24 protein-coding genes, 1 pseudogene and 1 riboswitch are annotated in these 23,984 nt (G+C 72.2%); of the genes and pseudogenes, 10 read left to right on the top strand and 15 right to left on the bottom strand.

The window, feature by feature from the left end; translation table 11 throughout:
• The first annotated feature begins 61 nt into the window (after positions 1 to 61).
• Entirely contained in the window at positions 62 to 1,270 is a 1,209-nt protein-coding gene (locus ACVW2K_RS18620) for an Ig-like domain-containing protein (RefSeq protein ID WP_457203537.1), read from the top strand.
• Between the two features lie 219 nt (positions 1,271 to 1,489).
• Here ACVW2K_RS18620 and qcrB read toward each other — a convergent pair whose 3' ends face one another.
• From qcrB to ctaE, 4 genes and pseudogenes are all read right to left on the bottom strand, one after another.
• Positions 1,490 to 3,241 (bottom strand): cytochrome bc1 complex cytochrome b subunit, encoded by a 1,752-nt coding sequence (gene qcrB, locus ACVW2K_RS18615; protein WP_457203536.1) that lies wholly within the window; start codon positions 3,239 to 3,241, stop codon positions 1,490 to 1,492.
• Positions 3,242 to 3,243: 2 nt separating this feature from the next.
• Positions 3,244 to 4,315 (bottom strand): annotated as a pseudogene (gene qcrA / locus ACVW2K_RS18610) (cytochrome bc1 complex Rieske iron-sulfur subunit).
• On the bottom strand, positions 4,312 to 5,181 hold the full coding sequence (gene qcrC / locus ACVW2K_RS18605; RefSeq protein ID WP_457203535.1) for a cytochrome bc1 complex diheme cytochrome c subunit: 870 nt from the start codon (positions 5,179 to 5,181) through the stop codon (positions 4,312 to 4,314). The pseudogene qcrA and the gene qcrC overlap by 4 nt, the downstream one beginning before the upstream one ends.
• Positions 5,182 to 5,218: 37 nt before the next feature.
• Positions 5,219 to 5,857 (bottom strand): aa3-type cytochrome oxidase subunit III, encoded by a 639-nt coding sequence (gene ctaE, locus ACVW2K_RS18600; RefSeq protein ID WP_036569254.1) that lies wholly within the window; start codon positions 5,855 to 5,857, stop codon positions 5,219 to 5,221.
• Positions 5,858 to 5,930: 73 nt separating this feature from the next.
• Between ctaE and ACVW2K_RS18595 the strand changes: the two genes are divergently transcribed.
• Genes ACVW2K_RS18595 through trpD form a run of 3 tightly spaced genes read left to right on the top strand, consistent with a single transcriptional unit; the run spans position 5,931 to position 8,336 of the window.
• On the top strand, positions 5,931 to 6,881 hold the full coding sequence (locus ACVW2K_RS18595; RefSeq protein WP_457203534.1) for a cytochrome c oxidase assembly protein: 951 nt from the start codon (positions 5,931 to 5,933) through the stop codon (positions 6,879 to 6,881).
• 13 nt (positions 6,882 to 6,894) lie between these two features.
• Positions 6,895 to 7,314: an Rv3143 family two-component system response regulator gene (locus tag ACVW2K_RS18590; RefSeq protein WP_028636015.1), complete on the top strand. Its 420-nt coding sequence runs from the start codon at positions 6,895 to 6,897 to the stop codon at positions 7,312 to 7,314.
• Entirely contained in the window at positions 7,311 to 8,336 is a 1,026-nt protein-coding gene (trpD, locus tag ACVW2K_RS18585; RefSeq protein WP_457203533.1) for an anthranilate phosphoribosyltransferase, read from the top strand. The genes ACVW2K_RS18590 and trpD overlap by 4 nt, the downstream gene beginning before the upstream one ends.
• Positions 8,337 to 8,346: 10 nt before the next feature.
• Here the strand turns inward: trpD and ACVW2K_RS18580 are convergent, their stop codons facing one another.
• Genes ACVW2K_RS18580 through ACVW2K_RS18570 form a run of 3 tightly spaced genes read right to left on the bottom strand, consistent with a single transcriptional unit; the run spans position 8,347 to position 11,034 of the window.
• Positions 8,347 to 8,952, bottom strand: a complete 606-nt coding sequence (locus tag ACVW2K_RS18580; RefSeq protein ID WP_457203532.1) for a hypothetical protein — start codon at positions 8,950 to 8,952, stop codon at positions 8,347 to 8,349.
• 3 nt (positions 8,953 to 8,955) lie between these two features.
• Positions 8,956 to 9,234 carry an Lrp/AsnC family transcriptional regulator gene (locus ACVW2K_RS18575; RefSeq protein WP_028636012.1) on the bottom strand — a complete coding sequence of 93 codons (279 nt, stop codon included), beginning with the start codon at positions 9,232 to 9,234 and terminating at the stop codon, positions 8,956 to 8,958.
• Positions 9,235 to 9,252: 18 nt separating this feature from the next.
• The gene (locus tag ACVW2K_RS18570; protein ID WP_036569249.1) at positions 9,253 to 11,034 is read right to left on the bottom strand and encodes a DEDD exonuclease domain-containing protein; all 1,782 of its coding nucleotides are present in this window, start codon (positions 11,032 to 11,034) and stop codon (positions 9,253 to 9,255) included.
• Positions 11,035 to 11,131: 97 nt separating this feature from the next.
• Here ACVW2K_RS18570 and ACVW2K_RS18565 point away from each other — a divergent pair, with 97 nt between their 5' ends.
• The 6 genes from ACVW2K_RS18565 to ACVW2K_RS18540 all read left to right on the top strand — a co-directional run bounded on the left by ACVW2K_RS18565 (position 11,132) and on the right by ACVW2K_RS18540 (position 16,690).
• The gene (locus ACVW2K_RS18565; protein ID WP_028636011.1) at positions 11,132 to 11,368 is read left to right on the top strand and encodes a hypothetical protein; all 237 of its coding nucleotides are present in this window, start codon (positions 11,132 to 11,134) and stop codon (positions 11,366 to 11,368) included.
• The gene (locus tag ACVW2K_RS18560; protein ID WP_457203531.1) at positions 11,365 to 12,600 is read left to right on the top strand and encodes an NYN domain-containing protein; all 1,236 of its coding nucleotides are present in this window, start codon (positions 11,365 to 11,367) and stop codon (positions 12,598 to 12,600) included. The genes ACVW2K_RS18565 and ACVW2K_RS18560 overlap by 4 nt, the downstream gene beginning before the upstream one ends.
• Positions 12,601 to 12,665: 65 nt before the next feature.
• Complete coding sequence (locus ACVW2K_RS18555; RefSeq protein ID WP_036569248.1) at positions 12,666 to 12,869, top strand: hypothetical protein; 204 nt, start codon at positions 12,666 to 12,668, stop codon at positions 12,867 to 12,869.
• A 166-nt stretch (positions 12,870 to 13,035) separates the two neighbouring features.
• Positions 13,036 to 13,207: riboswitch (cyclic di-AMP (ydaO/yuaA leader) on the top strand.
• 81 nt (positions 13,208 to 13,288) lie between these two features.
• On the top strand, positions 13,289 to 14,203 hold the full coding sequence (locus tag ACVW2K_RS18550) for an NlpC/P60 family protein (protein ID WP_457203530.1): 915 nt from the start codon (positions 13,289 to 13,291) through the stop codon (positions 14,201 to 14,203).
• Positions 14,204 to 14,216: 13 nt separating this feature from the next.
• Positions 14,217 to 15,455 carry a hypothetical protein gene (locus ACVW2K_RS18545; protein WP_457203529.1) on the top strand — a complete coding sequence of 413 codons (1,239 nt, stop codon included), beginning with the start codon at positions 14,217 to 14,219 and terminating at the stop codon, positions 15,453 to 15,455.
• Positions 15,452 to 16,690, top strand: a complete 1,239-nt coding sequence (locus ACVW2K_RS18540; protein WP_457203528.1) for a M48 family metallopeptidase — start codon at positions 15,452 to 15,454, stop codon at positions 16,688 to 16,690. The genes ACVW2K_RS18545 and ACVW2K_RS18540 overlap by 4 nt, the downstream gene beginning before the upstream one ends.
• 64 nt (positions 16,691 to 16,754) lie before the next feature.
• Here the strand turns inward: ACVW2K_RS18540 and ACVW2K_RS18535 are convergent, their stop codons facing one another.
• The 8 genes from ACVW2K_RS18535 to ACVW2K_RS18500 all read right to left on the bottom strand — a co-directional run bounded on the left by ACVW2K_RS18535 (position 16,755) and on the right by ACVW2K_RS18500 (position 23,983).
• On the bottom strand, positions 16,755 to 16,961 hold the full coding sequence (locus ACVW2K_RS18535) for a Flp family type IVb pilin (RefSeq protein WP_457203527.1): 207 nt from the start codon (positions 16,959 to 16,961) through the stop codon (positions 16,755 to 16,757).
• Positions 16,962 to 16,971: 10 nt separating this feature from the next.
• The gene (locus tag ACVW2K_RS18530) at positions 16,972 to 17,178 is read right to left on the bottom strand and encodes a Flp family type IVb pilin (RefSeq protein ID WP_457203526.1); all 207 of its coding nucleotides are present in this window, start codon (positions 17,176 to 17,178) and stop codon (positions 16,972 to 16,974) included.
• 209 nt (positions 17,179 to 17,387) lie between these two features.
• Positions 17,388 to 18,032, bottom strand: coding sequence for a response regulator (locus ACVW2K_RS18525; RefSeq protein ID WP_457203525.1), 645 nt, complete (start codon positions 18,030 to 18,032; stop codon positions 17,388 to 17,390).
• A complete protein-coding gene (locus ACVW2K_RS18520; RefSeq protein WP_028636004.1) occupies positions 18,029 to 19,564 on the bottom strand; it encodes a sensor histidine kinase in 1,536 nt (511 codons plus the stop codon). Before ACVW2K_RS18520 ends, ACVW2K_RS18525 begins: the two co-directional genes overlap by 4 nt.
• Positions 19,561 to 20,478, bottom strand: coding sequence for a type II secretion system F family protein (locus ACVW2K_RS18515; RefSeq protein WP_457203524.1), 918 nt, complete (start codon positions 20,476 to 20,478; stop codon positions 19,561 to 19,563). Before ACVW2K_RS18515 ends, ACVW2K_RS18520 begins: the two co-directional genes overlap by 4 nt.
• A 1-nt stretch (position 20,479) precedes the next feature.
• Positions 20,480 to 21,454, bottom strand: coding sequence for a type II secretion system F family protein (locus tag ACVW2K_RS18510; protein ID WP_457203523.1), 975 nt, complete (start codon positions 21,452 to 21,454; stop codon positions 20,480 to 20,482).
• Positions 21,451 to 22,815, bottom strand: a complete 1,365-nt coding sequence (locus tag ACVW2K_RS18505; RefSeq protein WP_457203522.1) for a CpaF family protein — start codon at positions 22,813 to 22,815, stop codon at positions 21,451 to 21,453. Before ACVW2K_RS18505 ends, ACVW2K_RS18510 begins: the two co-directional genes overlap by 4 nt.
• A 4-nt stretch (positions 22,816 to 22,819) precedes the next feature.
• Positions 22,820 to 23,983, bottom strand: coding sequence for an AAA family ATPase (locus tag ACVW2K_RS18500; RefSeq protein WP_457203521.1), 1,164 nt, complete (start codon positions 23,981 to 23,983; stop codon positions 22,820 to 22,822).
• Between the last annotated feature and the right edge of the window lies 1 nt (position 23,984).

Below are 23,984 nucleotides of genomic sequence, written 5' to 3'. Positions count from 1 at the left end.
GTGGTGGGTCCGGTTAGTCTGGTGGTGATCGATCAGCACGCTCGTCACGGGGAGTTCCTGCATGTCCGACAGTCGTCTGCTCCTGCGCGCGGCCACCTTCGTCACGGTGGGCGCTCTGAGCCTGACCCTGGCCGCGTGCAACACCGACGACGCGGTCCCGGGCGCCGCCGGGAGTGACGAGCCGTCGTCGGCCTCTCCCTCGGAGCCGGTCCCGGCGCTCCGGCTCACGACGAGCATCAAGAAGGGCGCCCAGGACGTCCCGGTGGACCACGCGGTGAGCGTGTCCGCCCAGGGCGGCACGATCGACGCCGTGAAGGTGTCCTCCTCGGGCGCCACCCTGGCAGGCGAGTTCGCGAGCGACGGGTCCAGCTGGACCGCCACCGACCGGCTCGAGCCCGGCACGTCGTACACGATGACCGCGACGGCGGAGAAGACCGACGGCTCGAAGGTCACCCGCACCGCGAACTTCCACACCCAGGCGCTCACCCTGGACCAGCAGACCTACCCCTCCGTCGCGCCTTTGGCCGGCGAGACCGTCGGGGTCGGCATGCCGGTGATCGTCACGTTCGACGTCCCGGTGACCGACAAGGCGGCGTTCGAGAAGCACATGACGGTCACGTCGAAGCCGGCCCAGCCCGGCGCGTGGCACTGGCTGAGCAGCACCGAGGCGCACTGGCGCCCGAAGTCGTACTGGAAGGCCGACACCGACGTGCACGTCGACGTCGACGTGAACAGCGTCCCGGCCGGCAACGGCATCTACGGCCAGGAGAGCCGTGAGCTGAACTTCCACGTCGGCGACGCGCACGTCTACCGCGTGAACATGGTGTCGCACCAGATGAAGGTCTTCAGCAACGGCAAGCTGCTGCGCACCATCCCCATCACGACCGGCCAGCAGCCGACGTACACGACGCGCTCCGGCACCAAGGTCATCATCGAGAAGTTCGCGTCCAAGGACATGAACTCCGAGACCGTCGGCATCACCGGCGCCGACGCCTACAACATCGAGGGCGTCCAGTGGGCGATGCGCCTCACCTACTCCGGTGAGTTCATCCACGCCGCCCCGTGGTCGGTCGGCTCGCAGGGCTACGCCAACGTCTCCCACGGCTGCACCGGCATGAGCACCGCCAACGCCGCCTGGCTCTACGCGATGTCCCGCCGCGGCGACGTGGTCGAGTACACCGGCAGCGACAAGCCGATGACCCTCGACAACGGCTACGGCGACTGGAACGAGTCGTTCAAGCAGTACGAGCAGGGCTCCGCCCTGAGCTGAGCCCCTCAGCGACGCCGAGTCGGCGCCAACTCAGCTGCAGCGACGCCGAGTCGGCGCCATCTCAGCTGAGACTGCGCCGACTCGGCGGGCGGGCTGGCTGAGACTGCGCCGACTCGGCGGGGAACACGAAGGCCGCCCGACTCCCGGAGGGGGAGAGGGGCGGCCTTCGCAGTGGTACGGCCTTCTCAGTGGTACGGGTACGCCGAGGCGCGGGGGGCCTCAGTGGTGGCGCAGGCCCTCGTCCTCGACGAGGTGGTGGCCGTCGAACTGGTGGCCGTCCGCGGCGTGGCCGTCCAAGGCGGTCTGGAGCTCGTGCTCGTGCTCGGCGTGGTGGTGGCCCGCGTCCAGCTCCTCCGCGGTCGGCTTCTGCACGTTGTCCGACCACATCAGGGTGCGGAGCCGGTTGCGGACCCCGGACAACCGCCCGGTGTGCGGAGTGGGTACGCCGTTGCCGTCCACCTCGTGCTGCACCTCGCCGTCGACGATCGGGTCGCGGTCGCGGGCGGTGAGGACGTAGGCGCGGGTGGCGTCGAGCGGCAGGTGCCGCTCCGTGTAGCCACCCTCCGGGGAGCGCATGATGATGCCGGTCTCGTAGCCGTGCAGCAGCGTCTCGTTGTCCTTGCGCTGGAGCGAGATGCACCAGCGCCGGGTCACCAGGAACGCGATGACCGGTCCCACGATCACGGCGGCCCGGAGGAAGTACGTGATCTGGTTGATCGAGGCGTGCAGCCGGATCGCGATGATGTCGTTGCCGCCGGCCGCCCAGAAGAGGCCGTACATCGTCATCAGCGCCACCATCACCGCGGTGCGGGTCGGGGCGTTCCGCGGCCGGTAGAGCAGGTGGTGGTCGCGCTTGTCGCCGGTCACCCAGGCGTCGATGAACGGGAGCAGGAGCAGCACCGTGAACGCCACGACCGGGAGGATCAGGATCGGCAGCATCACGTTCCAGGAGATCGTGACCCCCCAGATGTGGGTCTCGATGCCGGGCATGATGCGCAGCGCGCCGTCCGGCCAGCCCATGTACCAGTCCGGCTGGGAGCCCGCGGTCACCTTCGATGGATCGTAGGGACCGTACTTCCACACCGGGTTGATCGAGAGCAACGCACCCATCAGGGCGGTCACGCCGAACACGATGAAGAAGAAGCCACCGGCCTTGGCGGCGTACACCGGGAGCATCGGGAAGCCCACGACGTTCTTCTCGGTGCGGCCGGGACCGGGCCACTGGGTGTGCTTGTGGTACACGAGCAGCAGCATGTGCGCGCCGACCAGCGCGAGCAGCAGGCCCGGGATCAGCAGCACGTGGATGATGTAGAGCCGCGGGATGATCGACTCACCCGGGAACTCGCCACCGAACAGCAGGAACGACATGTAGGTGCCGACCACCGGGCTGGCCTTGATGAAGCCGTCCGCGGCGCGGATGCCGGTGCCGGAGAGCAGATCATCGGGGAGCGAGTAGCCGGTGAAGCCCTCGAGGGTGCCGAGGAGCAGCAGCAGGCAGCCGATCACCCAGTTCAGCTCGCGCGGCTTGCGGAACGCGCCGGTGAACCAGACGCGCAGCAGGTGCACCATCATCGAGGCGACGAACAGCATCGCGGACCAGTGGTGCATCTGGCGCATCAGCAGGCCGCCGCGCACGTCGAAGGAGATCTTCAGGCTCGAGGCGTACGCCTCGGACATCTGGATGCCCCGCAGCTGCTCGTAGCTGCCGTTGTACTGGACCTCGCCCATGCTCGGGGTGAACCACAGGGTGAGGAACACGCCGGTCAGCAGGAGTACGACGAAGCTCCAGAGCGCGATCTCGCCGAGCATGAACGACCAGTGGTCAGGGAAGACCTTGCGGAGGTTCTTCTTCGCCATGGTCGCGAGACCGAGGCGATCATCCGCCCAGGACGCGACCGCGCCCGCACGACTCGGCTTCGCCGCGATCGCCGGCTCGGTGCCGTTCGTGTTGGCGACCTTGGTGGTGTCCATGTTCAGCCACGCTCCCAGAAGCTCGGTCCGACCGGTTCATCGAAGTCCCGCTGCGCCACGAGGTAGCCGTCGGCGTCGACCTGGAGCGGCAGCTGCGGCAGCGGCCGCCGCGGCCGGGCCGAACACGACCCGGGCCGAGTCGGCCAGGTCGAAGGTCGACTGGTGACAGGGGCACAGCAGGTGGTGGGTGGTCCGCTCGTACAGCGAGATCGGGCAGCCCACGTGCGTGCAGATCTTGGAGTAGCAGATGATGCCGTCGACCGACCAGTTCTCGCGGCCCTTGCCCGGGATGATCTCCTCGGGCTCCATCCGGACGACGACGACCGCGCCCTTGGACTTGCCGACCTGGAGCGCGACGCCCTCCAGCGGCTCGCCGTCGGGGCCGCCGTTGAACAGGCCCTCGGGCTCGGCGTTCACCAGGTCGCCGATCTGCAGGTCGCCCGGCCGGATCGGGGTGCCGACGACGTCGCGTACGACGCGCATGCCGGGGGCCCAGATCGTGTGCTCGAGGCCGGCGCCGGGGTAAGGCTGCTCCTTGGTGACCTTGGCGTTGGTCGGGCCGAGGTCCCACAGCGGGACGACCGCGGTCACGCCGACGAGGCCGACCGCGCCGAGCAGCGAGTTGCGCACCAGCGGGCGCCGCCCGATGCCGGACTCCGCGATGCCCTGGTCGAGGGACTCGAGGGTGGCCGCGCGGTCCGCCTCGGAGGACGAGGCCGGGTGCCGGTTCTCGACGATCTCGAGGTCGGCCATCAGCTTGCGGGCCCACTGGATGACGCCGATGCCGATGAAGAGCAGCGCACCCGCCAGGGTCAGGCCGAGGGTGAGGTTCTGCGCGCCGAGGCCGGCGAAGGTGTCGGTCTTGTCGACGGTGAAGTAGGAGACCACGAAGAGGATCGTGCAGATCGTGGAGAGGCCGAACAGGATCGCGACCTGGCGCTCGGCGCGCTTCTCCATCTTCGGGTCGACGTCGGTCGGCCGCCAGTGGTGCTCGGCCAGGCCCGGGTTCGCGTACAGGTCGTCCGTCACTGTCGCGTCGGGGACAGTGTCGAGCTCGTGGGCGTCGTCGCTCACGCCTCCACCTTCTTCTTGTTCGAACGGGTCGTGTGGGCCGCGATCCAGACCGCGAACCCGACACAGATGCCGATGCCGCCGATCCAGGCCGCGAGGCCCTCCGGAACGGGGCCGAGGCCGCCGAGGCCGAAGCCGCCGTAGCTCGGCATCTCCTCCAGCGAGCCCAGGTAGGCGATCACGTCGCGCTTCTCGTCGGGCGAGAGGTTGCCGTTGGAGAAGTTCGGCATGTTCTGAGGGCCGGTCAGGAGCGCCTCGTAGATGTAGCGCGGCTCCACGCCGCGGATCCGCGGGGCGTAGCCGCCACGCGGCATGGCCCCGCCCGAGCCCTCGAAGTTGTGGCAGGCGGTGCAGTTCGTCAGGAAGATCTGGCCGCCGCGGGTGATCGCGGCCTGGCGCTCCTCGTCGGACATCCCCGCCAGGCTGTAGTCGCCCTCGTCGGGGACGGCCGGGCCGGGGCCCAGCGAGGCGACGTACGCCGCGAGCGCGGCGACCTCGTCGTCGTCGAAGGTCGGCGGCTTCTCCTGTGCCTGCGCGCCCGGCTGGGCCAACGGCATCCGACCGGTGCCGACCTGGAAGTCGACCGCGGCGGCGCCGACCCCGACCAGGGACGGGCCGATCTGGTTGCCGTCCTCGCTGCGGACGCCCTCGCCGTTCTGCCCGTGGCAGAACGAGCAGCTCACCAGGAACAGCTCACGGCCCTTCGCGATCTGGTCCGCGCTGGAGGCGGTCTCGTCCGCGGACGCGGGGGAGAAGGCGGCGTACAGGCCACCGGTCATCAGCAGCCCCAGCAGGAGGACGACGAGGCCCGCCAGGGGACCACGGCGGTGCCGGGAGAGGCGACCTGCGGATCGGTTCAGGAGACGCACATCAAGTCCTTGCGATTCAGTCGTGCGGCGGTGGGGACTACTGGACGAGGTAGATGGTCGCGAACAGGCCGATCCACACCACGTCGACGAAGTGCCAGTAGTAGGAGACGACGATCGCGCTGACCGCCTGCTCGTGGGTGAACTTGCGCGCCACGAACGTGCGGCCGAGAACGAAGAGGAAGGCGATCAGGCCGCCGGTCACGTGCAGGCCGTGGAACCCGGTGGTCAGGTAGAACATCGTGCCGTACGCCGAGTCCTGGATCGTGACGCCCTCGCGGACCAGGGAGGCGTACTCGGTGGCCTGGCCGGCGATGAAGACCGCGCCCATGATGTAGGTGAGCACGAACCACTCGCGCAGGCCCCAGCCCTTGACCTTGAGGACCGAGCCGGTGCGGCCGACCTGGCCGCGCTCGGCCGCGAAGACACCGAGCTGGCAGGTGAGCGAGGACAGCACCAGGATCGTGGTGTTCACCGAGGCGAACGGGACGTTCAGGATCGCGGTGTTCTTGGCCCACAGGTCGGGGCTGACGGCGCGGATGGTGAAGTACGACGCGAACAGCGCCGCGAAGAACATCAGCTCGCTGGAGAGCCAGATGATCGTCCCGACGCTGACCATGCTCGGTCGGTCGTGGTGCCCGTGCAGTCGGGATGCCGGAATCGCGGTTGCTGTCGCCACCCGTTCATTATGTCGTGACCGCTTCCCGAGGGCACCCCGGCCCCCCGTGTTTCGAGGTCATAAAGTTCACACCGTGCTCCAACCCCTGTCCGGGGCCCTGCTGACGGCCACCGGTGACCTTCCCCGCTTCACCCTCGGCACCGTCTTCACCGGCTGGTCGCTCGAGCCGGTGCCCTTCGTGCTGACCGTCTGGGTGGCCGGCCTCTACCTGTACGGCGCGTCCCTGCTGCGGCGGCGCGGCGACCGCTGGCCGGTGGGCCGGACCGTCGCGTTCGTGCCGGCCGGGATGGGGCTGTTCTACTTCGCGACCGCATCGGGGCTGGGCACCTACGACACCACGCTGCTGAGCGTGCACATGGTCCAGCACATGATCCTGTCGATGCTGGTGCCGATGGCCCTCGCCCTCGGCGCGCCGGTGACGCTCGCGCTGCGCACCCTGCCGCCGCGGCCGCGACGCTGGCTGCTCGCCGTGCTGCACTCGCGGGTCGCGAAGGTGCTGTCCTTCCCGCCGCTGACGCTGCTGCTGTACGTGACCTCGCCCTGGGCGCTCTACTTCTCGGGCTGGTACACCGCCACGCTGCACTCGGCGTACCTCCACGAGGTGATGCACCTGCACCTGGTGCTGGTCGGCTGCCTGTTCTTCTGGCCGATCATCGGCATCGACCCGGTGCCCGGGAAGGTCGCCTACCCCTTCCGGATGCTGCTGGTGGTGCTGACGCTGCCGTTCCACGCCTTCCTCGGCGTGACGATCATGGGGGAGGAGACGCTGATCGGCGGCGACTGGTACCCGAACCTGCACGACGGCCCGATGGGCGCCTGGCTGCCCGACCCGCTCGACGACCAGCACCTGGCCGGGGGGCTGCTGTGGGGGTCCGGCGACCTGGTCGCCCTGGCGCTGTTCGGGGTGCTGTTCACCCAGTGGGTGCGGTCCTCGCTCCAGGAGGCCAAGCGGGAGGACCGGCGCCTGGACCTGCTCGAGGCGCGGGAACGGGCGGCGTCCCAGCGCGCCGCCGACGCCGACTAGTAGCATCGCGGCCGTGAGCGACTCGACCTCCCGGCGCGAGCCCCTGCGGGTGCTCGTCTACAGCGACGACGTGAACACCCGCCAGCAGGTCATCCTGGCCCTGGGCCGCCGCCCGCACCCCGACCTGCCCGAGCTCCAGTACGTCGAGGTCGCGACCGAGCCGGTCGTGATCTCGAACATGGACGCCGGCACCATCGACCTCGCCATCCTGGACGGCGAGGCGGTCCCGGCGGGCGGGATGGGCATCGCCAAGCAGCTCAAGGACGAGATCTACCAGTGCCCGCCGGTGGTGGTGCTGACCGGCCGGCCGCAGGACGCCTGGTTGGCGACCTGGTCCCGCGCCGAGGCCGCCGTACCGCACCCGCTGGACCCGATCCAGCTCGCCGACACGGTCGTCTCGCTGCTGAAGTCCCGCGTCCCCGCCAGCACGTGAGCAGCTGGCCCGAGGTCCTCACGGCGCTGGTCGGCGGCTCGGACCTCAGCGCGGCGCAGGCCGCGTGGGCGATGGGCGAGATCCTCGCCGGCGAGGCGACGCCGTCGCAGATCGCCGGCTTCGCGGTCGCGATGCGCGCCAAGGGCGAGACCTCCGAGGAGGTCACCGGGCTGGCCGCCGCGATGCTGGCCCGCGCCAACCCGATCGAGGTGCCCGGCCGGCTCCTCGACGTCGTCGGCACCGGTGGCGACCGGTCGATGTCGGTGAACATCTCCACGATGGCCGCGATCGTCGCGGCCGGGGCGGGCGCCAAGGTCGCCAAGCACGGCAACCGGTCGGCCTCGTCGCAGTCCGGGTCCGCCGACGTGCTCGAGCAGCTCGGCATCCGGCTGGACCTGCCCGTGGACCGGGTCGCCGAGGTGGCCGAGGAGGCCGGCATCACCTTCTGCTTCTCGGCCGCGTTCCACCCGGCGATGCGGCACGCCGCGGTGCCCCGCCGTGAGCTGGGCATCGCCACGTCGTTCAACCTGCTCGGGCCGCTGACCAACCCGACCCGGCCGGCCGCCCAGGCGATCGGCTGCGCCGACGCTCGGGTCGCGCCGGTGATGGCCGGCGTCTTCGCCCGCCGCGGCGTCGACGCCTGGGTGTTCCGGGGCGACGACGGACTGGACGAGCTGACCACCACGACGACCTCCCGGCTGTGGCGCGTGCACGCCGGCGAGGTCAGCGAGACGACGGTCGACGCGGCCGCGCACGGCATCCCGCGCGGCACCGCCGAGGGGCTCCGGGGCGGCGACGCGGCCCACAACGCCGAGGTCGTACGCCGGCTGGTCGACGGTGAACAGGGACCGGTGCGCGACGCCGTGCTGCTCAACGCCGGGGCCGCCCTCGCCGTCCACGAAGCGCCGGGCGCCGACCCGGACGAGGCGCTGGCGGCCGGGCTCGAGCGGGCCCGCGAGGCGGTCGACTCCGGCGCGGCCCGGGCGACGCTGGACCGCTGGGTCGCCGCGACCTCGGCCTAGCCGGTCGCCGTCAGAGGTCGAGCACGTACGCCGAGCCGCTGCTGCGGAAGCCGACCTTGTCGTAGTAGGCGCCGACCATCGTCGGTGAGGTCTCCACCCGGGTGAAGCCGAGCCCGTTGAGCAGGCCGCTGCGCCGCCAGACGAACTCGCCCGGGGTGAAGTCGCGGTACTTCGGCGTCACGTAGTCGAGCACCACCCGGGCCACGTCGCCGTCGCGGTGCACGACCACCACGCCGACGGTCTCGTCGCCCTTCATCACGATGAAGGCGCCCTCGTCGGGCTGCGGCGCGGTGAAGTCGGGCTGGTGCTGGCGGATGTCGTCGCCGTGCATGGTGAGCACGTGCCGCAGGTAGTCGTCGCCGGTGCCCACCCGCAGCACATCGAACGCCGCCTCGTCGTGGCGCTGCCGCTGCAGCTGCGCGATGAACCAGAGGTTGATCGCGGCGAGCACGATGTTCATCGCGACCATCGGCCAGACGCCGATCAACGCGTTGAAGAACACCAGCACACAGCAGGCGATCGTGTTCAGCACCCGGAAGCGCAGCACGCGCGCCTGGAGGAGCGAGAAGACCAGCAGCGCGCTGCCGGCCCACCCGACGATGTCGAGCCAGTCCATGGGCTAGTCCAGGCCGAGGGAGAACGCCGACTCGAGGTCGTGGCGCGAGTAGGTGCGGAACGCGATGTGGGTCTCGGTGGCGTTGACGCCGGGCACCTTGTTCAGCTTGTCGGCGACGACGCTGGCGACGTCCTCGTGCGCGCGCACCCGGACCAGCGCGATCAGGTCGATCTGCCCCGTCACGGAGTAGACCTCGCTGACGCCGTCGAGGGCGGCGATCTGCTCGGCCACCTCGGGGATCCGGGCGACGTCTGCCTTGACGAAGACGATGGCGGTGATCACAGGACGGACCCTAGCCCGTCAGCGCGCCGGCTGGTGCACCGTCGTGAGGCCGCGGCGCTCCGCGAACGGCACCAGGGACAGCCGGGACTGGTTGACCGCGTCGTGGACGGCGAGGTGGCGGGTGGCGCCCGCGACCGGGCAGGTCCACTCGCCGTCGACGTCGACCAAGCGGATGCCGGGGGACTCGAGCCAGCGCAGCACCTTCTCGGTCTCCTCGGCCGTCGCCGCCGGCGTCGGCCCGGGCGCGGGGGAGACGGTCTCCGCGGAGAGCCGGAGCGTGGTGACGTAGGAGGGCGCGTCCGCGCCCGCCGGGATCACGCCGGCGGCGGCGAGCCGGCCGTAGCGGACCACGTGGACCGCCCACCTCCCGTCGTCCTCGCGCCGAGCGGCCACCACCTCGGGGCAGCGGGTGAGGGCGGTCAGGCGCTGGGTCCGGGCGGCCGCCCGGACGAACGCGGAGAGCCGGTCGCGGTGGATGCCGGCCTCCTCGAACCGCTCGTCGGCGGCGAGGGCGGCCATCCGGTGGTTGATCGCGTCGACCACCTCGTCGGGGCGGCGGAGCAGGGAGTCGCGCAGCTGGCGGACGACCGCGGCGTACGTCGTGTCGTCGACGCTGCCGTCGCACGGCGACAGGCAACGGCCCATCTCGGCGAGCACGCAGGGGGCCCGCGACGGGTCGCGCGGCAGCCGGTCGGAGCACTGCCGGACCGGGAAGGTGTCGTGCAGCGCGGCCAGGCACTTCTCGGCGGTCTTCTTCGACGCGAACGGGCCGAGGTAGTCGGCGTCGTCGTCGAGCACCCGGCGCACCAGCGACAGCCGTGGCCAGGGCTCCCGGGTGAGCTTGATGAAGTGCACCTTCTCGGGGAACCGCGAGCGCCGGTTGTAGCGCGGCTTGTGCTCCGCGATCAGCCGCAGCTCGCGCACCTCGGCCTCCAGGGCGGTCGCGCACTCGATGCCGTCGACGCGGCTGGCGATGTTGACCATCTCGCCCATCCGGGACCGGGTCTCCGAGGCGGTGAAGTAGGAGCGGACCCGGGTGCGCAGGTCGCGCGAGGTGCCGACGTACAGGACCCGGGCGCGCTCGTCGCGGAACAGGTAGACACCGGGAGCGTGCGGCAGCCCCTCGGCCAGGTGCCGCTTGCGGCGCTGCGCCGCGGTGACCCGCGAGGAGAACGTCTGGAGCTCCTCGAGCGTGTGCACGCCGAGCCCGCCGAGGCGCTCCATCATCCCGTGCAGCACGTGCACGGTGGCGCGGGCGTCCTCGAGCGCGCGGTGGTTGGGCGTGACGGGTGAGCCGAACGCCTTGGCCAGCGAGGAGAGCTTGCAGTTCGGGGCGTCGTCGCGGGTGACGACCCGGCGCGCGAGCCGGGCGGTGTCGAGGACCTCGAACCGCGGCCACGGGCGGCCCTGCTGCTCGGCGAAGTGCTTGAGGAAGCCGACGTCGAACGGCGCGTTGTGGGCCACGAGCACGGTCCCGACCGCGAACTCCAGGAACGCCGGCAGCGCCGACTCGATCGGCGGAGCATCAGAGACCATGGTGTTGGTGATGCCGGTCAGGACCGCGATGAACGCCGGGATCTCGGTGCGGGGGTTGACGAGGGTCTGGAACTCGCCCAGCACCTCGCCGCCGCGGACCTTGACCGCCCCGATCTCGGTGATCATCGCGCCGCCCTCGGCCGACCCGCCGGTCGTCTCGAGGTCGACGACGCAGAACGTGATGTCCCGCAGCGGACGCCCCAGCTCGTCGAAACTCCGTTGCGACTCCCACCGGGAGGTCGCACGCTGGACGCCGCTGCTCATGGCTTCGACGCTAGATCCGGCCACCGACATTCGCGGGGACGACGCGCGGACCCGGGCATTGACTACGCTCGGGGCCACCACGAGAGAGGAGCCGGCGATGAGCCCCGCGATCCCTGACGACCAGCGCTGGCGCTGCGCCGGCTGCGGCAACCTCACCCGGTTCGACGTGACGCGGACCCAGCGGACCACGGAGTTCTGGCACTTCGACCTCGCGGGGGAGCACCGGGTCGAGGAGACCGACGTGCACGGCGAGTCGGTCGACCAGGTCACCTGCCGCTGGTGCGGGCGCTCCGACGCGATCGAGCTCGTGCCCCGCCACCAGCCCGCGCCATGACCGACCGACGCGGTCCCGCCCTGGCCGAGCTGCCCGAGCCGGTCCGCGCCCGGATCGTCGCGCTGACGGCCGACGTGCTCCCCGACGTACCCAAGCTCCCGCCGGCGGTACGCCGGGTGGCCGGCTTCGCCCCCGCGCGCCGGGCCCGGCTGGGGGCGACCGCGATCGCCGACGCGCTCGGGGACGACGAGCTGCGCGAGCGGGTGGGCACCCAGGTCGCCGCGCGACCGGCGCCGGACCCGGCCGATCCCGCGGCCGACGCGGCGCTGCGCTGGCTGACCCGGCCCGAGCACTGGGAGGACGGCTTCGAGGACGCGCTGCGCCGTGTCGCCGAGCGGCCGGCCCCGGCCGGTGACCGGACCGAGCGGGAGCTGGAGCGGCTGCGGAGCCGGCTGGCCGAGGCGGAGCAGTCGGCCCGCGAGCTGCGTGCTGCGCACAAGGCGCAGCTCGACGAGGTCAAGGCCGACAACACCGCGCTGCGCCGCAGGCTCGGCGAGAGCCGGGTCACCGAGAAGGAGGCGCGGGCGTCGGCCGAGGAGGCCGCCGCCGCCGGACGGGCCGCGGGGGAGCGCGCCACGGCGCTGGAGCGGGAGAACAAGCGGCTGCGCGCGCAGGTCGAGCGGCTCGAGGAGGGCGCCCGGGAGGGACGCCGCGACGCGCGGGCCGAGCGCGACGAGGTGACGCTGCGCGCCCGGATCCTGCTGGAGACCGTGATCGACGCGGCGACCGGGCTGCGCCGCGAGCTCGCGCTGCCGCAGGTGAGCGGCGCGCCCTCGGACCGGGTCGAGGCCGACGTGGCCGAGGCGGGCCAGCGGGTGCCGAGCCAGGCGTCGCTCGAGCAGTACCTCGCGATGCCGCGCGCCCGCCTGGTCGTCGACGGCTACAACGTGAGCAAGGCCGCGTGGCCCAGCTCGTCGCTGGAGGCCCAGCGGGTCCGCCTGATGGGCTCGCTCGCCCCCCTGGTGGCTCGCACCGGTGCCGAGACCACCGTCGTGTTCGACGCCGCCGAGACCGACCACCGACCGCCGGTGAACGCGCCGCGCGGCGTCCGGGTGCTGTTCAGTCCGCGCGGCGTGATCGCCGACGACGTGATCCGCGACCTGGTCGCGGCCGAGCCCGAGGGCCGGGTGGTCGTGGTGGTCACCGCTGACCAGGCGGTCGCCCGCGACGTGGCCCGCGACGGCGCCCGCGTCGTACCGCCCGACGCGCTCCTGGACCTGGTCACGCGGTAGCGGCGACACGCCGGTGCCCCGGGCGGCCGGTCCCACTGTCGGTGGTGCCTGCGACCGTTCCCGGCATGACGAGAATCGACTGCGACTCCTGCACGGTGCGGGGTCTCCACTGCCACGACTGCGTGGTGACCGTCCTGCTCGGGCCGCCACCCGAGCTCAGTCTCGACGACGACGGCGCCCGCGCGCTCGACGTCCTGGCCGCGGGCGGGCTGGTGCCACCGCTGCGCCTGGTCCAGCCGGTCGACACGCCACACGTGGAGTCCGCATGAGCCGGCCGCCCCTGTGACTGCTGTGACTGGTGTGACCTGTGTGACACCTCATGCCCATCTCGCGGCGAAACACGCCCACCTTTTACGTTGAAAGTTTGGTCGTCCTGCGAGACCCCCGTTAACGTGTGGCACTCAGGTGGCCGGACCGTGGATCACTCGGATCCTCGCGGCCACCGCGCTGAGTCTCGGACCGGTTCGCCGGCCCGGGAGCCGGGGAACCAACCGGTGGCCGTGCTCGGACGACCACCACTGGGGTGAATCCTCCGCGATGCGGAGGTAGGGCAAATGTCGTGCCCGAATCCGTCAGCTCACCCGGTAGGCGTACGACGTAACAAGGAGAGCGCCGGCTCGTGCTGAACGCCCGGAAGCGACTGATCACCCTGGTGTCCGGAAGTGCCCTCGTCGCAGTGGTGGGTTTCATGCCCTCCACGCCGGCGAGCGCGGAGCCGGACATCGGCGACGTCCAGGCCCGGGTGGACCGGCTCTACCACGAGGCCGAGCAGGCCTCCGAGCGCTACAACGAGGCGAAGCTCGAGCTGACCTCGCTCAAGCGCGACCTCGGCCTCCTCAAGGCCGACCAGGGTCGCCAGGGCAACCGGCTGGAGAAGGTCCGCCGGCAGGTCCAGGACTCCGTCATCCGGCAGTACGAGGGCCAGAGCCTCTCCGCCATGGGCCAGGTCGTCCTCTCCGACGACCCGCAGAAGTTCCTCGCGCAGCTGAGCACCATGTCGTCGTACAACGACATGCAGGACCAGCTCTTCGACGACTACGCCACCGAGCTCAAGTCGCTCGACATCCGCAGCGACGCGACCGCCAAGCGGGCCGCGCAGGTGGCGGAGCTCCAGAAGGACCTCGGCGCCGAGAAGGCGACCGCCGACAAGAAGCTCGCCGAGGCCAAGACCCTCCTCGGGCAGCTGCAGGCCGAGCAGCGCCAGGAGATCCTCTCCCGCGGCACGGTCCGCACGCCCTCCGACATCCCTGTCTCGGGGCGGGCCTCGGCCGCCGTGGCGTACGCGATGGCTCAGGTCGGCAAGGCCTACGTCTACGGCGCCGCCGGCCCGAACGCGTTCGACTGCTCCGGCCTCACGATGATGGCCTGGGCCCAGGCCGGTGTGGCCCTGCCGCACTCGTCGAGCGCGCAGTACTCCTCCGGGCCGCACATCGCCGAGAGCGACCTCCAGCCGGGCGACCTGGTCTTCTACTACAGCCCGATCAGCCACGTCGGCATGTACATCGGCAACGGCCTGATCGTGAACGCCGAGAACCCCGGCTCCGGCATCCGGGTCACCGGCCTGCACGCCATGCCGTACGTCGGAGCGGTCCGCCCCGGCTGAGATACTCCTTCGCGTGAAGACCGGTCGTCCCCTCTGGTGGGTGGCCGGTCTTTCGCTGTGCCTGCTCGTCGCCGTCGGCGTCGTCTCCTGGGTGGTCGTCGTCGACGACGGTCCGTACGTCGTCCCGACGCAGCCGGCCGCCACCCGGTCGAGCCCGTCGCCGGCACTCGCGAGCGAGGTGCTGCGCGCCTTCGAGCGCGCCGTCCGCACCGGTGACGAGGACGCCGCTCGCGCGCTCGCGCCGACGGGCGACGACGCGGCCGCCGACCGCCTGGCCGGCATCGTCGCCAACGCCCGCGCCGCGCGGGTGGAGGACTTCACGCTGCGCTACGTCGACGCCGAGGGTGCGTACGCCGACGGTGGGTGGCACGCCGCCGCGGACGCGACCTGGCGGTTCGCCGGGTTCGACCGGGCGCCGGCGCACGCGGAGGTGCTGGTGGCTCTCCAGGACGACGGCGACCGGGTCGCGCTGACCGGGTTCGGCGGCGGCGACCGGGTGTCGCCGTTGTGGCTGTCGGGTCCGCTCCAGGTACGGCGTACGCCGGGGACGCTGGTGCTGGTCGACGGGACGCCGGCCGAGGCGCGGCAGTACGCGCTGCGGGCGGCCACCGCCGTGCCCGTCGTACGACGCGTGCTCCCGGACTGGCGGCGCGGGCTGGTGGTCGAGGTGCCGGCGTCCGAGAAGGCGCTGGACGGGGTCCTGGATGCCGACCCGGGCAGCTACGACCAGATCGCCGCGGTCACGACGTCCGACGACGGGCAGCTCACCGCGGACGCACCGGTGCACGTCTTCGTGAACCCCGACGTCTTCGGCGGCCTGAAGCCGACCGGTGCGCAGGTGGTGATGAGCCACGAGGCGACGCACGTCGCGACGGGTGCGTTCACCAGCCCGATGCCCCTGTGGATCCTGGAGGGCTTCGCCGACTACGTCGCGCTCCGTGACGTCGACCTGCCGGTGCCGCGGTCCGCGTCGCAGATCATCGCCGAGGTGCGCAAGGACGGCGCGCCGCGATCGCTCCCGTCCGAGGACGATTTCGGCACCCGCACGCCGGACCTCGGTGCGACGTACGAGAGCGCCTGGCTCGCCAACCGGCTGCTCGCCCGGGACGGCGGGGAGCCCGCACTGGTGCGGTTCTACCGGGAGGTGGACGGTGGTGCCCCGGTCGGCCGCGCGATGCGGTCGACGTTCGGCTTCGGCGTGCCGGCCTTCACGGAGCAGTGGCGGACGCTCCTGCAACACTTGGCCGGGTGAGCAGCGCAGACCGCCGCGTGGCGTGGGTCGTGACCGCGGTCGGGGGCATCGCGTTCGTGGTGATCGCAGCGGTGCTCGTGCCGTGGCACCCGGTCCCGGGCGGGACGCCGCCGCCGGTGGCGGCGAGCTCGGTCCTGACATCGGAGCAGGTCCGGCGCGCCGAGGACTTCTCCGCGCTGGCCCGCACCTGGGGGTGGTCCTCGCTCGCGGTCTCGCTCGTCGTGGCGTGCGTGCTCGGCTTCAGCAGCTGGGGCCGCCGGATCGTGGCGAGGCTGCCCGGCTGGTGGTGGGTGCGGGTGGTGCTCGCGGTCCTGGTGGTCGCGCTGATCGGCCGGCTGGCGACCCTGCCGCTCGCCGTGCTGGCCCGCCGGCACGTCCTCGACTATGGGCTCAGCACCCAGGCCTGGTCGGGCTTCGCGCGCGACGTCGCCCTCTCGTTCGGCGTCTCGGCGGTCGTCACGTCGGTGCTGCTGGTCGTGCTCGTCGGGTGCGCGCGACGCTGGCCGCGGGCCTGGCCGGCCGTCGCGGGTGGCGCCCTCGGCGTCTTCGTGATGGTCGCGTCCTTCGGCTACCCGGTCGTGGTCGAGCCGCTCTTCAACAGCTTCACCTCGCTGCCCGACGGCGACCTGCGCACGAAGGTGTTCGCGCTCGCCGACCAGGAGGGCGTGCCGATCGACGACGTGCTGGTGGCCGACGCGTCCCGGCGTACGACGACGCTCAACGCCTACGTGTCCGGCTTCGGCGACACCCGCCGCGTGGTTCTCTACGACAACCTGGTCGACGACGTGCCGGAGGACCAGACCCTCTCAGTCGTCGCGCACGAGCTCGCGCACGCCAAGCACGACGACGTGCTGACCGGTTCGCTGCTCGGCGCCGCCGGCGCCGTCCTCGGGGTCGGGCTGCTCGCGCTGGTGGTCGGGGCAGTGGGGGAGCGTCGTGGCGTGCGGATGCGAGACCCGGAGGTCGTGCCGCTCGTGCTCGCGCTGATCGCGGTCGGGACGCTGCTCTCCATGCCGGTCCAGAACGGCATCAGCCGGCACATCGAGACCCGCGCGGACGTCGACGCGCTCGAGGTGACCCGGGACCCCGGCGCCTTCCAGGCGGTGCAGCGGCAGCTGATGGTGCGCTCCCTCGCCGATCCGACCCCACCCGCCTGGGCGCAGCTCTGGTTCGGCTCGCACCCGCTGGGCCTGACCCGGATCGCGATCGCCCGGCAGTTGGCAGCGAAACCCTGACATACACCGGAGGCCGCGGACCTCGCGGTCCACGGCCTCCGGTCTCGGGGGATCTTGCGTCAGGTCAGCAGGTCGCCGCCGTCGTGCTGCTGCCGGTCTTCACGGCGTCGCAGGTGCCCTGGAACTTGTCCTTGACCTGGCTGCCCAGGGCGAAGACCAGGACGACGATGACGGCGGCGATGCCGCCGACCAGCAGGCCGTACTCGACGGCGGAGGCGCCACGCTCGTCGCGCTCATGGCGAGACAGCAGGTTCCGGATGAACTGCATCATGATCGTCGCCTCAGCAGGTCTGAGCCGTGCCGCCGCCGGTCTTGACGGCGTTGCAGGTCGTCTGGAACTTGCCCTGGATCTGGCTCCCGAGTGCGAACACGAGAACGACGATGACGGCGGCGATGCCGCCGACCAGAAGGCCGTACTCGACGGCGGACGCGCCGCGCTCGTCCCTCTCCCGGTGGCCGTTCATCAGGTTGCGGATGTACTGGAGCATGTGGTTTCCCTCCCACTTGTTCTTGCGAGTGCCCGGGGCCCTCACCCCTCGGAACCACAACATTCCCCGCAGACGGGTGACCCGAACCGGACGATCGCCCTGGTTCATCTAGTCATTTATGACTAGGTCCGCGCGTCGATCGGCCATCGGTCGCGGGGCACGCGCGGGCCATCCCGGTGGCAGCTGCCGCCGGGGTCGAGCCGCCGGGGTCAGGCGTCGAGCGGGCCGACCGACGAGAGCAGGCCGACCCGCATCGCGGTCACCAGGGCCTGGGCCCGGTTCGAGACGCCGAGCTTCTGGTAGATGTGCCCGATGTGCGACTTCGCCGTCGACTCGCTCATGAACAGCCGCTCGGCGATGCCGGCCGTCCCGACGCCGTCGGCGAGCAGCAGCAGCACCTCGTGCTCGCGCTCGGAGAGCCGGGTCGAGCCGGACCCGGCCCGGCGCAGCACGACCTCGGACAGCCCGCTGCAGACGAACGAGCGCGGCGCCACCGCGGCGTGCCGGGCCGTGCGGACGACCTCGGCCGCCGGGGCGTCCTTGCCGACGAACCCGGACGCGCCGGCCTCCATGGCCGCGAAGATCTGATCGTCCCCCGAGTGCAGGGTGAGCACCACCAGGCCGGTGGCCAGGTCGGTGCGCCGCACCGCGCGCACGATGTCGAGCCCGGTGCCGTCGGGCAGCTGGAGATCGGTGATCACGACGCCCGGACGGAGGTCCTCGTACGCCGCGAGGGCCTCCGCGACGGTGCCGGCGGTCCCGAGGACGTCGAGATCCGGCTCGAGGTCGAGCACGGCGGCCAGGCCGTTGCGGATCAGCTCGTGGTCGTCGACCAGCAACACGGACGTCGTCATGCGGTGACCGCCTCCTCCCGGGTGGCTGCCGGCGTGGCACGGGTTCCCAGACGGACGGTCACGGTGGTGCCGTGAGGGTGCCGCTCCGCGATGTCCAGGCGGGCGCCGATGAGGGTGGCGCGCTCGCGCATGATGTCGAGGCCCTGGGAGTCCGGGCGCGCGGGCTGAAGCCCGCGGCCGTCGTCGGCCACGGTGATGACCGCCCCCGGTGGCCGCACCCGGCAGTGCACGTGGATGGCCGTGGCGCCCGCGTGGCGCACCGCGTTGCTCATCGCCTGCTGGGCGATCCGGAACAGCTCCGCCTCGATCTCCGGACGGAGCCGGGTCTCCCGCTCGTCCAGCGTGACGTGCACGGGGACGCCGAACGACTCGGTCAGGTTCCGCGCCACCGTGCCGAGTGCGGCGCCCAGGCTGGCCGCCTCGCCGACCCCGGTGCGCAGGGTGACCACCGAGCTGCGCACCTCCGCCACGACCGCGGTGATGCTCCTCCGGAGCGCATCGATCCGGGCCGCCTGCTCGGGCGAGCTCGGGGTCGCCGCCAGCGCGTCGGTGAGGTAGCCGAGGGAGGCGATGTCCTGGGCCAGTCCGTCGTGCATCTCGCGGGCCAGCCGGCGCCGCTCGGTCGCGGCGGCCCGGTCGCGCAGCTCGGCGAACAACAGCGCGGTGTCGAGCCGGACCGCGCTGGGGCCGAGCCGCCTGCCGAGCTCGCGCACGCGGTCCGCCAGCCCGATGCCGGTGGGGTCGACGCGCTCGGAGAACCGGCCGGCAACGACCGCGACCACGCTGTCGTCAGCAGTCAGCGGGAACGCGAACGCAGGTCCGTCGAGCACCGGCTCCCTGCCCGTCCAGCAGTTGAGCGCGACCTCGGTGACGGCAGGCGCCTGGGCAGTGGACACCAGAGGGGTCAGGTCCGGCCCGCGGGGCACGTACAGGACGAGCGCGGTCGTCGGCAGCTCGTCGCGGACGGCGTCGAGCAGGGTCGTGGCCAGCGTGGTCGGGTCGAGTCCGGAGCTGAGTCCGTCCGACACCCTGATCAGCTGGCGGATCAGCTCCCGGGCGTCGTGGTACGGCGTCAGAGGATCCGGGTCGCGACGCAGGGCCGAGTGCAGGAAGGCCGCGATCATCGCGAACCCGACCGCCGCGAACGCCCAGGTCGTGAGCGCGCGGACCTCGGTGCCGGACATCCGGTCGCCGACGAGCAGGGCGGCGACCACGGCAGCGGCCAGCTCCACGGCGAGCGAGAACCCGGAGCCGCGCGACCCCCGGCGTACGCCCGCGGTGAAGGGTGGGACCACCAGCGTGGCGAGGACCGCGGTGGTCGTCGGCAGCGTGGCGCCGCAGAGCGCTCCGAGCGCAAGCGACTCGATCGCGATCGAGGCCCACCCGCCGGGCAGGTCGACCAGCTCGGCGACGAACCACAGGCCCCCGATGGCGAGCAGTGCGACCACTGCCGTGAGGTCGCGGGTCCACAGCGCGGGGGCGAGCAGCACGACGATGGCCGCGAGGCGGGTGATCCTGACGAGCCGGTTCATCCGAACGAGTCCATGATGCTCAGTGCCGCCGGCCCGAGGACGACGACGAACAGGCAGGGCAGGATGCAGAAGATCAGCGGGATGGTCATCTTCACCGGCACCTTCTGGGCGCGCTCCTCGGCCAGCTGACGGCGCTTCACGCGGATCTCGGCAGACTGGACGCGCAGCACCTGCGCGATCGGGATGCCGAGCGAGTCCGCCTGCACCATGGCGCCGACGAAGGCGCGCAGCTCGGGGACGTTCGAGCGGGCGGCGAGGCCGCGCAGTGCCGCGGCCCGGCCCTGGCCGAGCTGCATCTCGCGGATCACCCGCGAGAGCTCGTCGGCGAGCGGTCCCTCGGTGTTGTGCGCGACCTGCTGGACGGCCGCGTCGAACCCGAGCCCGGCCTCGACGCTGATCGTGAGCAGGTCGATTGCGTCGGGGAGCGCGCGGCGCACCTGCTCGGAGCGGTCGTACGCGCGCTGGTACAGGAGCAGTCCGGGGGAGTAGAACCCGAGCACGGCACCCCCCGCGACGAGCACGAGCAGCACCGGCACCGAGGCGCCGAGCAGCAGCCCGAGCACGCCCGCGCCGCCGGCTCCCGCGAGCGCGCCGAGCACGGTCCAGGTCAGGACGCGGTCCACGTTCCACCCGGGCGGGTTGCCGGCCAGGTCCAGGCGGCGACGGATCCGCTCGGGTGCGTCCGCGCCGGCCAGGCGCCGGCCGAGCCCCCGGAACCAGTCCAGGGCGGGGTCGAGGACGCGTTCGCGGAACGGCGGACGCGCATCCTCGAGCAGCCGCTGAGGCGCCGTCGAGGAGGCCTCGACGAGCGCCAGCGACCGCGCCACACCCCGCTGGTCGGGCTCCTCCCGCAGCGCGACCGACAGCAGCCCGATCGCGACCGCAACGAGGAGCGCGCCCAGCAGGAGGACCACGTCAGACCTCCACCTTCACCATGCGGCTCATCCAGAACACGCCGACGGCCATCAGGAGGGTCCCGAATCCGAACAGCACCAGGCCACGCGGGTCGGTGAACAGCGGCATGATGTACGCGCGGTTCGCCAGCAGCATGTAGAGCAGGAACAGCACCGGCAGGCAGCCGAGCACCCACGCCGACAGCCGGCCCTCCGCGGAGAGCGCGCTGACCTGGCGCCGGACGTACTCCCGCTCGCGCATCGTCGCGGCCACCGTGTCGAGCAGCTCGGCCAGGTTGCCGCCGACCTCCCGCTGGATCCGGATCGCCATCACCGCCCAGTGCAGGTCGTCGCTGTCGAAGCGCTGCGCCACGCCCTCCAGCGCGTCCTCGAGGGGTACGCCGAGGCGGGTCTCGACCAATGCGCGGCGGAACTCGCCCGAGACCGGCTCGGAGCCCTCGCGGGTCACCGTCTCCGCGGCCTGGGCCAGCGACAGGCCGGCCGCCAGCGAGCCCGACATCAGCTGCAGCGTGTCCGGGACCGCCGCCGCGAAGGCCTTGCGGCGCCGCCCGTGCCGGATCCCGAGGTAGAGCCAGGGTCCGATCGCGCCGAGCGCGCCGACCAGCAGGAAGAGGGGCACGTTCCCGCCGCCGAGCAGCAGCCCGGCGAGGCCGGCGAGCACGAAGATCGCGGTGTGCAGGAGCAGCCACTCGGCCGAGGTGAGCCGGCTGCCCGCCCCCTCGAGCCGGTGGTGGATCCGCTGCTCGAGGCCGCGGTTGCTGCCCAGCACGTGGGCGGCCGCGCCGGTCGCCTGGGCGACCGCGCCGGGGCGGTGGGCGGCCGCCGCGGCCGCGATGTCGGCGCCCGGCCCTGCGTACGTCGTCACCCGCTCCTCGGCCGACATCGCCCGTGGGCCCGATGCCGGCACGAGGAGCACGAGCACGGCGAGGACGCCGAGGCCCAGGGCCGCGGCGCCGACGACCAGCTGCCAGCTCACCGGCGCCTCGCGGGCGGGGTCGGAGGCACGGCGAACAGGGCAGGGTCGACCTCCACATCGGCGTACGCGAGCTTCTCGAGCACCTTGGGCCGCAGCCCGCTGGGCACCAGCGTGCCCCCCGCGCGGTCGAGCACGAACACGTCCTGGAGGGTGACGACGTCGCCCTCCATCCGCTCGACCTCGGTGACGTGCGTGACCCGTCGCGAGCCGTCCTTGAAGCGGGTCTGGTGCACGATCACGTCGATCGCGGAGGCCATCTGCTCACGGATCGCCCGCATCGGCAGGTCCATGCCGGCCATCAGCACCATGGTCTCGATCCGGGACAGCGTGTCGCGCGGCCCGTTCGAGTGGACGGTGCAGATCGAGCCGTCGTGGCCGGTGTTCATGGCCTGGAGCATGTCCAGGGCGGACGCGTCCCGGACCTCGCCGACGACGATCCGGTCGGGGCGCATGCGCAGCGCGTTGCGCACCAGGTCGCGGGTGTCGATCGCGCCGCGCCCCTCGATGTTCGGCGGCCGCGACTCCAGCCGGACGACGTGCTCCTGCTTGAGCTGCAGCTCGGCGGCGTCCTCGATGGTGACGATCCGCTCGTCCTCGGGGATGAACGACGACAGCACGTTCAGCGTGGTGGTCTTCCCGGCGCCGGTGCTGCCGGAGACGATGATGTTGAGGCGCCCGCGGACACACGCCGAGAGGAAGTCGTGAGCCCCGGGAGTGAGGGTGCCGTTCGCCACCAGGTCGTCGGCGCCGAGCGGGTCGGCGGCGAACTTCCGGATCGTCAGTGCCGAGCCGTCGACCGCGAGCGGCGGCACCACGGCGTTCACCCGGCTGCCGTCCGGCAGTCGGGCATCGACCATCGGGCTCGACTCGTCGACGCGCCGGCCGATCCTGGACACGATCTTGTCGATCGTCCTGCGCAGGTGCGACTCGTCGACGAACCGCGCCGCGGTCGGCTCCAGCCGCCCGTTCCGCTCCAGCCAGACCTGGTGCGGGCCGTTGACCATCACCTCGGAGACGGTGGGATCGCGCAGGAACGGCTCGATCGGGCCGTAGCCGAGGATGTCGTCGGTGATCTCCTGGGTCACGCGAGCTCGGTCGGAGTGGCTGAGCGGCTTCTCCTGGGCGCCGAGGACGTCGGCCAGCACGGCGCGGACCCTGCCGGCGAGCTCGTCCTGGTCCATCTCGGCGTCGTACAGCTGCGGTCCCAGCTCCTGGAGGAGCTCGGCGTGCACCGTGCCCTTGATCTCCTCGAGCCGGTCCTGCTTGCCCAGCTGCGACATCCGCTCGGTGAGCGGCGTCGGCTCGGAGGGCTCGGGTCCGGCATCCTCACGGGCAGCGGCGAGGCGGTCGGCGAGGCTCATCGGGTCACCTCCGGATCCGGAAGCGGCGGCCGGCCGGCGTCAGCTGCTCGGCGGCCGGCTCGGCCGGGTCCCCGGTCAGCCGCGTCGCCAGGCCGCGGATCGCGGTGCTGGAGGGGTGGTCCGGCTTGCCGACGACGATCGGGGTGCCGGCGTTGGTGGACGCCGCGATGTCGATGGACGTGGCGACCTGGGTCGCGACGGACAGCCCGAGGATCGCCTCGACCTTGTCCGGCCCGATCCCGACCGCGTCGTCCGCGCGGTTGAGCAGCAGGTGCCGGTGGCCGCGGGCGATCCCGAGCATCTCCAGCGTCTCGAGCGCGACCCGCACGTTCTTCAGCGTCGGTACGTCGAGGGTGGCGATCACCACGCACTCGTCGGTCTCGTCGAGCGCGGCGAGCGTCGGCTCGTCGAACGCCGGGGCGGTGTCGATCACGACGTAGTCGAACGACTCCCGCAGCAGCGCCAGCACCCGGCTCACCAGCGCGGGCGTCACCCGCTCGCGGACGTCGGGCTGGCTCGGGGCGGCGAGCACCATGAGCGCGTCCTGGTGCCGGGTCAGCAGGGTGCCGACCAGTGCGGCGTCCAGGGCGTCCTCGGAGCCGATCGCGTGCTCGATCGTGTGCGACGGGAACAGCTGCAGCGTGATCGCCACGTCGCCGAACGCGAGGTCGAGGTCGACCAGGCACACCCGTCGGGCGCCCCGGTCGGCGAGCGCCAGTGCGAGGTTGACCGCCATCGTGGTCTTGCCGACGCCGCCCTTGGGCGAGAAGACGGTGACCACCTTCCCGTGCTGGGTGGCGCCGGACGGCCCGCGCAGGGCGACGTACAGCTGGTGGGCGCGGTTCGCGGCGGCCGCGACGGCATCGAGGTCGTGGTCCGGTACGACGTCGCGGGCGCCGGCCTTCATGGCCCGGCCGAGCAGCCCCGCGTCGATCGCGTCCCGCGCGAGCACGACGCTGACCGTCGGCCGGCCCGTGCGCAGGCCCTCGCATACCGCGAGCGCGTCGTCCAGGTCGAGGTGCGGACCGAGCAGCACCAGGTACTCCTCGGTGTGCTCGGCGAGCCAGGCGGCCAGCCGCTCGGTGGAGTCGACGCCGTGCGCGGAGTCGGGCATCGCCGTCAGCAGCTCGGCGACGGCGGTCGGGTCGGGATCGACGACGACGGGCATC

The organism is Nocardioides sp. HB32, assembly GCF_054058995.1.
Note: the sequence above shows the minus strand (reverse complement) of the source record. Positions and strands in the feature narration are given on the sequence as shown.